We start from the raw sequence: 10,974 nt of genomic DNA on the forward strand, positions 1-10,974 counted from the left end.
AGGAGAAGATCTGTCTTTTGCCGACCAATTTTATGCTTTGGCAGGAAAAATCCGCTCTGTTTAAGTAAGGGCGGAGGCTGTCTGCCATGATTCCGCATTGGCTTCGCTATTGCGACAGAACCGATGTGTTTGGTGTTGCGAGCGCTATGTGGTTTGTCGCTGCTTTGACGTTCTTGTCTGGTGTCATTGCGGCGGTGCGTATGCGATCGTCTGTGTGAACGCACTAAAAGAATACTGCTTTTAATTGCAATTTCTGACTGCAACGAGTAGCCTAACTAAGTGTCATCGAAATTAGTTCCTGTTCAGATTTTTGTTAGGTCGCTGAATCAAATTCTTAGGAGAAAAAAATGGATTTAACCAATGCCGTTGGAAAACACTCGGAATGGAAAACGAAATTTAGAGTTGCAATTTCAAAACAGGAAAACATGGATGCAGCGACAATTGGGAAAGACAATTATTGTGAGCTTGGTAAATGGCTGCACGGCGAGGGTAAGAGTAAATTTGGGCATTTGGCTTCGCACGGCGATTGCATCTTAAGACATGCCGCCTTTCATGTTGAAGCAGGTAAAGTCGCAAATGCTATTAATGCAAAAAAATTTACAGAGGCAGAAGCTATGATTAATTCTGGAACGACATACGCTAGCGCCTCATCGGCTGTAGGGGTATCTATTATGAAACTTCAAAAGGAGATCGGCATTTAGTTAATGCACTTTTGCTTCTTTTATGTATACCGAGTTGTTCCGAGAATTTGAATACTAATGGTCTGTTCAACTTTATTCATACCCATTTGTGATTTAGTCAATTCCGCTTGGTTCACCTCAGCCGAGAGCAGCCAAAACCGGAGGCAGCTTTATGTCGACGGTTTCGGCTGTTCCCGAGCTTCCGAAGTAAATATGTTAACAAAAGGGGTAGGGAGATGGGATAATACGAGCGAATTACGGCATCTCGCTTGTTAACACCTTTACTTCGGGTGACGTCTCCGCAGTGATTGTATTTTGGAATACGGCATATCTTAAACATACCATTCAAGCAATGAGCGATGCCGGGCAGACAGTACATGATTCATTATTGTAATATTTATCACCACTAGGTTAGAAACATATGAACCTTCCTGGTGACTATATTTGACGCCAAAGTAAACGCCTAGATAATAGTGAATTCCGGCCATTAAGAAAGAACGGAAATCCTTATCGTACAATTTCTTCCGTTTCCTCAATTTGCCCCTACAATACCCTTGCAACTTGTGTAATCGCATTTACGGGCGAGCTTGCCTCAACATATGTCTTGCATATGCTAAGATTGGATGCTATATTGCATCTGTTAGTCATATGAAGGAGGCGACTTTATGCGCACTGTATCAATTTTCAAAAACGGTAAAAATCAAGCAATTCGGTTTCCCGCTGATATGTCTTATGAGGGTGTTGGTGAGCTCGAAATTACGCGCAATGGTGACACCATTACACTGCGCCCCGTTCGTCCGAGCTGGTCATCGCTAGCTGAAATACCGAAAGCTGATGCAGACTTTCTGCAAGATCGTCATAGCATTATTGGCGATGAAGGTAGGTTTAAGCTGTGACTACCTACATGCTAGATACCTGCATTTGTTCTTTCATCATGCGCGAACAGCCATTGTCTGTATTGAGGCGATTGGCTGAAGAGGTTGCAAAGAATAATCGGATCGTTATTTCTGCGATTACTTACGCCGAAATGCGATACGGACAAATCGGCAAGAAGGCATCGCCCAAGCACAAAACGCTAATTGATGAATTCGTGAAACGTTTGGATGAGGTCTTGCCGTGGGATCAGGCTGCGGTTGATGCGACGATAGCGGTAAAGACTAATCTCACCAAGGCAGGGTTGGTAATTGGCGATAACGACACTGCTATTGCTGGTCACGCGATAGCTTCTGGGTGTTTGTTGATCACAAACAATGTGAGTGAGTTTAAGCGCGTTTCTGGACTCTCTTACGAAGATTGGGTTAACTAAGAAGCACAAAAAGTGATCAAAACAACAAAAGAATAAAATAGTAGCCTTATATGATAATTGTTATTATCAGATAAGGATTAATGTAGAATTACCGTAAAATATGGTTTAATTCCAGCAAATAAATTACATATATAGCAATTTATTTCTGACGAAGACATTAATTTTTCTTTGAAAAGAATGGATTTTTTCAGTCGTTCACCAAAGACAGATGACGGAATGGGTTAATGCCTTTACTTACTTATCGGATATTTTATGACGCAACATGCTGAAATCGTTTTGCAGGAAATGACTTTCACCCGAACCGATTTTGCGGCCATGCGTGCATACGCCCAAAAGATTCCAATTCAAACTATCGCAAGTTCATACTACTCGGAAGACAGTCCTCAACTTGATCTGGGCCTTGAGCGATTTCTGATTGAAATGCGTAATGCTCTGGTGGAACGAGCCATTCAGCATAATCCACATTTTGCGGAGATATTGAAGGGAGCACGCCAGGGAGGATCGCTGACAGTTAAAGCTTTAGATATTTTAATTAAAGCAGCAGATGCACCTAAAGCCACACCACAATTAACTGATGCAATTTCCAAATGGTTCCGTCCCAAGACCGTTGTAGCGCTTCGTAGTGAGGGTCTACTAACGCTATCAGATTTGATCAACATGATTTACCGACGTGGTGGCGGTTGGTGGCGATCAATACCTCGAATAGGTAAGATGCGAGCTGATGTCGTTACCAAATGGATTAATACCCATTCAGAAACATTGGGTAATGTTGTTGTCGTCGAGTCCTCAACAACGAATCTGATTCAACTCACTCTAGATCCAAACCGCCCTTCTGAGCTTGTACCTATTGATCGTTTAGGACTCCCTAGCGAATACAGTGGAACATTCGGCATAAATAGAAGTCCCTCATTCTGCTATATACAAGCGAACAATGACAAAGATGCCCTACTCGCATATTTGACCAGGTTTGCGGATCAACCTCACACGTTCAGAGCTTACCGAAAAGAACTTGAACGTTTCTTACTATGGTCTGTAATGGTACAAAGAAAGCCAATGTCATCACTGTTGGTTGACGATTGTGAAGACTATAAAGTATTCCTTCGGGCTCCACTACCTTCATTCACAGGTATGAAGGTACCAAGATCCTCGTCCAGATGGAAGCCTTTCACAGAAGAGCAGATGTCGGCAAAATCGCAAAAACACGCGATACTCGTCATTCGAGCCTGCTTCAAATATCTAGTTGATGTGAGGTATCTAGCCGGAAATCCATGGTCTGTTGTGAAAGATCCTTCCGTGACGCAGGAGGTTAATCCAATACGAATTGAACGTGCATTAACCGACGATTTATGGGAACGTGTTGTTGAGTACTTACAAGAGAATGCTAATGAGAGTACAAAAGTCCAAGAACGAATTGCGTTAGCCGCGCTACTTTTAATGGGTGATTCTGGGTTGAGACGGCAAGAAGTAGCAAACTCCCAACGTCATAAACTCAAGTTGTACAATCATGAACACATGATTTACACATTAGAAGTACACGGTAAAGGTAATAAGAATCGACTCGTACCAGTGAGCGTTCGAACTGTTGATGCGATTAAGGCACATTGGAAAGATCGAAATATTGATTTTGATACCCATCGAGAAGAGACACCATTACTATCCCCCATCACCATACCTCGTCATAAAGCAGCACTCAAGAAGCATGAAGAAAGACGGATTGAAGGATATTCCGGAGATTCACTTTACCCAGTCATTATGCGAACCTGGAAGAAGATTCAAAATATCGATGGATTAGCTGAAACGTTTTCTATTGATGACATTGATAAACTCGCGACTTCATCACCACATGCTTACAGACATACATTTGGTACTCTAGCGGTTGAAGCAGGCATGCCGCTGGATGTTGCTCAAGCAATCCTTGGACATGCTTCATCAGCTACAACAGGAATCTACGTTCGCACAAAAGAGAAGAGAATGGTTGGAGAGGCCGCAAAATTTTTTGGTAAAAAAAATGATGCCAAAATATAGTCCAGACTTACGTTCATTAGAAATACCTACTCAAACGAAGAATGTCGTTTCTTGGAATTGCTTACGCTTAAAGTAGAAGCGCTTTAAACTTAATAGAAACAGCTTAAATTATTAGCTGCTAATAAACCGGAAAATATGCTTTTTCATTTTCTAATAAAATGAAAGTGTTAGATTATTCTACTAGAATAATTTTAGTGTTACTGGATAAGTCCGCTTTTAACACTTAATAAGAATTCTAAGATTATTCTATTAGAATAATCTTTGGGATATATTCCAAAGTCAAACCGTAAAATATGCTAATACGCTTCACATCACACTCAAGCCTTTTTTAGAAATCCAACAAAAGTTTCTTCTTAACTGCAATCAGGTTATTTACATCGTCCCACCCTAAAAGATTGGGACGATGTAAATTGAACGAATTTTGAGAAAACACTAAAAATTATTAGCTGCTAATAAACCGAAAAATATGCTTTTTCAAATAATTTTCAGATTAACGCTTAAAACCTCGTCCTTCAGCGGGGGATTGTAATTGCAGGAAGCAAAGCATTCCTTCAGGTGATGGTCGCACATGCTCAGCTACTGTAAGAATGAAACGACTTCCAGCCTTTAACGATGAGCAAGAAAACAATATGCGCCGTTTCGCCCTTTCGTGCAGGTTTGTCTACAACAACGCTTAAGCATTACAAAAAGAAAATCACGAAAAATGTAGCAGTGATGCTTTCTGCTAGCCGGGCGCCAAATTAATCAAACTCGATCAAGTCAATAGCCGCATCTTCTTGCCCACACCTAGATGTCAACGATGCCGCAACAGCTGTTGTGTTCTCGGCGAAGTCCGAAACGTCACGGTCAGGCTACTTGGTAGTAAGTGGTTCGCCTCGATCCAGTCGCAGCAAGAGATTGTACAGCCAGTACCTCCCACGACCACTTCGATCGACATTAATGTCGGTATTTCTCAATTTTAGACAATGAGTGATGAATACTTGACTGCGCCGCTTAATAGCTTCAAGAAGCATCAGCAGCACCTTGCGCGCTACTAAAGGCACATGAGTCGCAAGATTAAATTTAGTAGTAGCTGTAAAAAGGCGAAAGCCAAAGTCCAGAAGATTCATACGCGTATAGCAAATGCACGTAAAGATCTCCTGCACAAAGCCATGACAACGGTCTGAACCGATCCATCCTGGGGCAGGATTAAGGTGGGTTTTAATGGCAACTAGCCTATAAGGCGATGTGGCACTGAGGCATTTTCCTGCTGTAGCAACTCACCAAACAAGTCAGAAGTTCCCATGTATTGTTCACGTATCAAAAGACAACTGATATCATCGCGCAGTGCCGTAGGAATCTCCGCTCTTTAGCCGCTGGGAGAATATCAAGTCAACGACCTTTAAGAAAACATTAAAAATTATTAGCTGCTAATAAACCGGAAAATATGCTCTTTCAAAAATCTTCAAACCGTATTGATAAGCCTCTAATTGTGAGACATTCAAATTAGGGGTCAATTTAGAAATATATCAAAACTGAGCATTCACTTAAATCTGAATTACTCAGCAAAGATTCGAGTTGCGATTGGTTGGTAGTGATTGCCAGTGCAAACCTAGAATCTGTTATGCTCAGCCCGAGTGCTGGTTTCGGCTAGAACTCTCTCACGGTATCCTTATGAGCACTAATACTTTGCAAGGCCAGTCTCTTGTGTATGAGAGCAAAGTCTTATTCGTTATTCACATATCGGTGAATCGCTTAAAATTGGTCAACAACGGATCAATTATACTAGTAGCAAGCTTCTTCTTTTAAGCAGTGGGCGTTGACTGTAAGTGAGTAGTCACTTGAAACATCAAAGCATTCAAACTTCAATGAAGCTTCCATTGAAAACGAATGCATACCAAAGAGCGCTTCATTTAGATTCCCTCGCGAATTACACTGGGACCATTTGAAAATATCGGACTTCATCTTCATCCTATACACCACCGATCGCAACTAGGCCAATACCACTTATTTGTGTTCACTGGCTTTCCTGAAGCTTCTAGCTGAAGAAGATATTGATAGATCGAGTGAGCGATTCCCAATAGCGAACAAAACCTAAAAATATGCCTTTTCAAATTATTGGTTAAATCATGCCAACGCATGTTAAGTTTTCCCAGAACGTTAAGATTTGCAAATATCAGTAATGCCCAATTAAAGGTTCACAATAAGTAAGGCAATTTAAATCAGACAGAATTTAGTTACATAAAAAACCTAAATTATTAGCCGCTAATAAACCGGATAATATGCTTTTACAAGAAATGGGGTTTTACATCTTTGAAAAAAATAGATTTAGATGACTGAGAAAGCTCAATGGATAAAGTTATAGATGCAGGTAATTCACCTAAATATTTTAGTTAGTATATGTAGGTTAGCTCATGACAACCTAGAGGCTAAAATATAAAAACTTCGATATGCAGATAAGATTCATATTTTTTTTTGATCATCGAAATTATTAGCTGCTAATAAACCGGATAGTATGCTACTACCTGAATACATCGAGCGAGGTTGAAGAGACTTGGTCTATACAATCATAGATATTTAATTCAGGACCAAAGTTTAATGGTAGCGAGTTTTCACATTAAGTATCTATTTGATTGATTGATTTATTTATTTATTTATGTAGTTTAAAAGAAAATGACTGTTCGTCTAATTGAAGGAAATCCGAAAATTACTTGATTATGCGATAAAAATTATTAGCTGCTAATAAACCGAAAAATATGCTCTTACGTTTTATACAGAACCAGAACAAAAAAATACCCCGCATATAGCGGGGTATTCTAAAAAAGAACAACAGCCTTAATTACTGCTTAAAACAAGATTTCTCAAAGCTTCGATCATAAGAATACTGACCGCGCTTTTATCAATACTATTGTCTTTAATATCAATAACAATCTGGTTATTTTTTGATTTTACAGTGAACATTGATTGTCCCTGAGAATTAGAGACCACAGTCGGTTTAACTATTGGATTCCTTGTTCTATTTAATAAGGCTTTTTCCACAAAAGAACGTAAATGGTCGCTTGTAAGTTCACTATTATCAATTAACTGCTCAATACCTTGAATAATGGTATCGATACCTAGCGGGAACTCCTTTACTAACTCAGATACAACGATTGCATATCGATATCCAAAAAGACCTGGATACTTATCGAGAATATCTTTAACTTCAATAGGAAGTTCTAAAAGGCTTAGGCATTGGGATACACGTCCTTGCGTACAACCAAATAGTCGGGCTATTTCAGATTGATTTTTTGCGAATCCTCTTTCTTTAGCACGCTGATAAGCTAAGCCTTTTTCATAATCTGTAAGGTCAACACGACCTTCATTACTTACCAAAGTAGCTAATTCGGCGTCTCGATCAGCCAATGCGACAACTTGAGCCTTAATTTCACTCCAGCCAATTAATCTTGCAGCTCGTGTTCTTCTATGGCCCGCAATTAGTTCAAAACGACCACTGGCAAGTCTTCTCACAATTATAGGATCATCTTGCCCACGATCTTGCAGCATCTCACCTAAGGCTTGAATGTATCCTTCATCATATCTTGCTCTTGGTTGCCAAGGCGAGTCATCGACCAAATTGACAGAAATTATCTCAATACGATTAGAACCATCTAACGTTGTTTCTTGTGACTTTTGAGCACTTTCAATAAGTGCCTCTAAACTTTTTGATTTAGTCGTAGGTGGTTGAGTCATGACCATACCGTTGCCTTTTAAAGCCAGGTCATGCTGAAATTTTGCCCGAAGTTCTTGGTTGAATTCAGATTCTGTTTTCTTTTCGTTCATAAGACACCCATACGTCCAGCTAAAGCTTGTGCGACAGCGCGTAATTCAACGGAAGCATTACTACTAGGTTTAGCCACAGCTAAAGGTAGTTCATAATCTTCAGAAGAAAGTACTTTTTTGAATTCCTCGGAACTACTAATTGATTTATCGACCCATGAATCTTTATATTGATTAACTAAAGTAATGACTTGGGCTGCAACGCGTAATCTGGTTTTGTCGTAGAAATTACCTAAAATTAATAGCTCAGGATATTTACCTAAACTACTTTCCATTTCCCCTAAGACTTTCGCTAAGTAAGAAACCGATTTTGTAGAATAACGTTCCATTGATACGGGAGCAATTACATAGTCACTTGCGAGCAACGCACCTCTTGTAGTTTGATTTTTTGCTGGAGGGGCATCAAATAAAATGATGTCATAACTCGATAAATCGAGATCAGGATTGGTTCCATTCATACCCTCGTATAAAAACTTAGCGATAGTAGTTTCAGGGTTTTTACCTAATATTGTATCGAGCGTAAAAAGGGCTTCTAACCGATCTAAGGACACTTCACTAGGAATTAAATGAGGTCCAAATTCTCCGTATGGTTTTTTAATAACCTCACTCAATGGTGGAATTGAAGAAGCTTGCCATTGTGGCATTAAATGCCCGAAATGAAAGTCGATACATTTATTTACAGGAATATTTTCCTCAAGTGCTTGTTCATGAGTAAGCTCAGCATCGTATCCATAAGACATAGATAAATTGGCTTGAAAATCAAGATCAATAACTAGAGTTTTTAATCCCATCAGAGGGAAAAGCGTACTTAAATTGGACGCTACCGTAGTCTTTCCAACACCACCTTTGGGAGCGTAAATTGTCATAATGACTTTACGCTTAGGGGTTAATCCAAGCTTTTTAGCTCTGAATTTTGCTAATTCAAAGACATTTTCAATACTAAATAACCTTGTCTTTGGTCCATCACCAGTTTGTCTTTGAATTAAAATTCCCGACTCATCTGTATCACGTCGAATTGAGTCAACCGTAGTTCCAAGTAAGTTAGCAACAGCTTGAACCTTGAAAGGTTTTCGTTCCAAGATGAGTCTCCTTTTATTAAGAGACTTCATAGTAGCAAATAGAATTTACAGTTGCAAGGATTTTTCATATTTTTTAAAAAAAACCTAGCAAGCATTGTTTTTATTGATTTTAAGCTTCTTGCTGAAAAACACAACATGTACTTGTTGTTGTTTACTTTTAAAGAACAACATCTTTAAAAACGTTTACATAATGAAGATCGTTGGTCTATAAGGCTTTCCGGCAAGATACAGCATAGTATTCGGGATTAAAAAGCATATTTTCAGGGATTTATTGAATTCAAACAGCAGTGTTTACGGGATGGTAATTATCGTTAAAGCATATTTTACGGTGGTGAATATTTTGTAAAAGCATAGTTTAAGGGGTGTCGTAAATTTGAAAATGAAATAGCATATTTTAAAGAAATGGAATATGCTATTTCATAATGTTAATACACTCATATTTTTGATTTTGATGACTACAGAAATTTTAAGTACAAAAAAGGAATTAAAGAAGCATGTAGCTACTATACACACTAGTGGTGTTCTGTCGTTTTCAGAACGGAAATTGCTTAATGTACTTTTGTTGAATGCCTTTGATAATTTATTGGACAAAAGGATTCATAGTATCCCTGTCAAACTTTTAATGCCATTAATCGGCTGGACAGATAGTTCAAATACTGTCGATCTTAAAAAATCACTCTCAAAATTAACAACGACAGAAGTCAAATTTGATCTTTTAGGTGACTCAAAAGAAGAATGGGGTACAACGGCTTTTCTTGCGCATGCCAAAATTAAGGATGGCATTTGCACGTATGAATATAGCTCGTTTTTATCAACAAAAATGGCTAATCCTGAGATTTACGGAACAATTAATATTTCGATGCAAAATCAGTTTTCAGGGGGTTATGCATTGAACTTATATGAGAACTGTAAGCGGTTTAGAAAAGTGGGTTCCACTGGGTTTATAGAAGTAAATAAATGGAGGGATTTATTGGGCGCTTCGGCGGCTATGTATGATGATTTTAGGCATTTCTCAAATCATGTAATTAAAAAAGCGATGAACGAGATTAATAAAGTGTCTGATATTCATATCGAAGTTGAGTATCAGCGACACATAAGAAAAGTTACTCACCTAAGGTTTTTAATTACAGATAATTCTCAGAGATCCATATATGAGATAGCGATGGAAACGCAGGAAAATGGCTTAAATTTGTTGCGAGAAACCGCTGCATATAAACGACTATTTGAGCATGGTATTGGCGATAAACTTGCGTTATCAATGATCAACGAGCAAGGCGAAAGTCGAGTAATTGATCTGATTGAATACGTTGAAAATAAGGACAAGAAAAAACAAATAAAAGGATCAACCGCTGGCTATATTCGAACTCTAGCGAACGTAGGTGCAATAATAAAACCGACGTACGAAATAAATAAAACAAAAAATGAGATCGAGGCAAATGCCTCAATAAATAAAATCGATAATGCAGAAATTCAAAAACAAGCTACTTTTAAGAAGTTTTTGAAAGATATGACGTTGGAACAAAAACGTGATTGGGTAACGAAATATTTTGCCACTGAAGGGCTTGGTCGCGAGAGTTTTTTTAATGCAGAAAAATGTGAGTTTTCAAAAGGTGAACCGAATATTCATTTTATGAATTGGATGCGAGCTCAATTCGCTACATAAATTGTATGTTCCACTAGCCTCAATTTTATCACTTAGCGTGCATGATACAGTGAGAGCTCATTTCCCATCAGCGTGCACTTGAGGCTACCATGCTTCCGCCCTTGGGACTTGCTCTATTCAGATCGAAGCAATCGTCTGACGATCACCCGGGATTAAGCAACGAAAAAAATCCGACTTTTAAGCCGGATTTTATAAAATCTAGTAATACCACTTTTTATCAACTGAAGCTAAACGTTTGATCTGAGAAACTATCAGGTACTTTATATGGGATCGCTTTTTGAGCTTCCTTTAATGTTGAGGGGGTGCGGATAAAATCTTGGACTACTTTTGGGAGTGGTTCATGTACTCATATGAAGAACGTCTTCGGGCGGTGAAGCTATACATTAAACTTGGCAGGCGCTGTAAAGCGACGATTCGCCAATT

General features: G+C 38.9%; 9 protein-coding genes. 7 read left to right on the forward strand and 2 right to left on the reverse strand.

The features are described 5' to 3' along the window. Positions 1-86 precede the first annotated feature (86 nt). From H8K52_RS21675 to H8K52_RS21990, 6 genes are all read left to right on the forward strand, one after another. Positions 87-218 carry a hypothetical protein gene (locus H8K52_RS21675; protein ID WP_281388009.1) on the forward strand — a complete coding sequence of 44 codons (132 nt, stop codon included), beginning with the start codon at positions 87-89 and terminating at the stop codon, positions 216-218. A gap of 129 nt (positions 219-347) precedes the next feature. Further along, positions 348-701 (forward strand): CZB domain-containing protein, encoded by a 354-nt coding sequence (locus H8K52_RS20100; protein ID WP_186924702.1) that lies wholly within the window; start codon positions 348-350, stop codon positions 699-701. 644 nt (positions 702-1,345) lie between these two features. Then, positions 1,346-1,576 (forward strand): type II toxin-antitoxin system VapB family antitoxin, encoded by a 231-nt coding sequence (gene vapB / locus H8K52_RS20105; RefSeq protein ID WP_186924703.1) that lies wholly within the window; start codon positions 1,346-1,348, stop codon positions 1,574-1,576. Between the two features lie 8 nt (positions 1,577-1,584). Further along, positions 1,585-1,986, forward strand: coding sequence for a type II toxin-antitoxin system VapC family toxin (locus tag H8K52_RS20110; RefSeq protein WP_222613864.1), 402 nt, complete (start codon positions 1,585-1,587; stop codon positions 1,984-1,986). Positions 1,987-2,238: 252 nt separating this feature from the next. Continuing rightward, entirely contained in the window at positions 2,239-4,011 is a 1,773-nt protein-coding gene (locus H8K52_RS20115; RefSeq protein WP_186924705.1) for a phage integrase family protein, read from the forward strand. 587 nt (positions 4,012-4,598) lie between these two features. Continuing rightward, positions 4,599-4,688, forward strand: a complete 90-nt coding sequence (locus H8K52_RS21990; protein ID WP_222613863.1) for a helix-turn-helix domain-containing protein — start codon at positions 4,599-4,601, stop codon at positions 4,686-4,688. A 2,137-nt stretch (positions 4,689-6,825) separates the two neighbouring features. On the opposite strand, the gene H8K52_RS20125 is transcribed toward H8K52_RS21990, so the two are convergent. Both H8K52_RS20125 and H8K52_RS20130 read right to left on the reverse strand, forming a co-directional pair. Further along, positions 6,826-7,812 (reverse strand): ParB/RepB/Spo0J family partition protein, encoded by a 987-nt coding sequence (locus H8K52_RS20125; RefSeq protein ID WP_186924706.1) that lies wholly within the window; start codon positions 7,810-7,812, stop codon positions 6,826-6,828. Then, the gene (locus H8K52_RS20130; RefSeq protein WP_186924707.1) at positions 7,809-8,888 is read right to left on the reverse strand and encodes a ParA family protein; all 1,080 of its coding nucleotides are present in this window, start codon (positions 8,886-8,888) and stop codon (positions 7,809-7,811) included. The genes H8K52_RS20125 and H8K52_RS20130 overlap by 4 nt, the downstream gene beginning before the upstream one ends. A 451-nt stretch (positions 8,889-9,339) precedes the next feature. Between H8K52_RS20130 and H8K52_RS20135 the strand changes: the two genes are divergently transcribed. Further along, positions 9,340-10,551: a replication initiation protein gene (locus H8K52_RS20135; RefSeq protein ID WP_186924708.1), complete on the forward strand. Its 1,212-nt coding sequence runs from the start codon at positions 9,340-9,342 to the stop codon at positions 10,549-10,551. Positions 10,552-10,974: the final 423 nt, after the last annotated feature.

The organism is Affinundibacterium seohonense (genome assembly GCF_014284305.1).
In the GTDB taxonomy this organism is placed as follows: domain Bacteria; phylum Pseudomonadota; class Gammaproteobacteria; order Burkholderiales; family Burkholderiaceae_D; genus Undibacterium; species Undibacterium seohonense.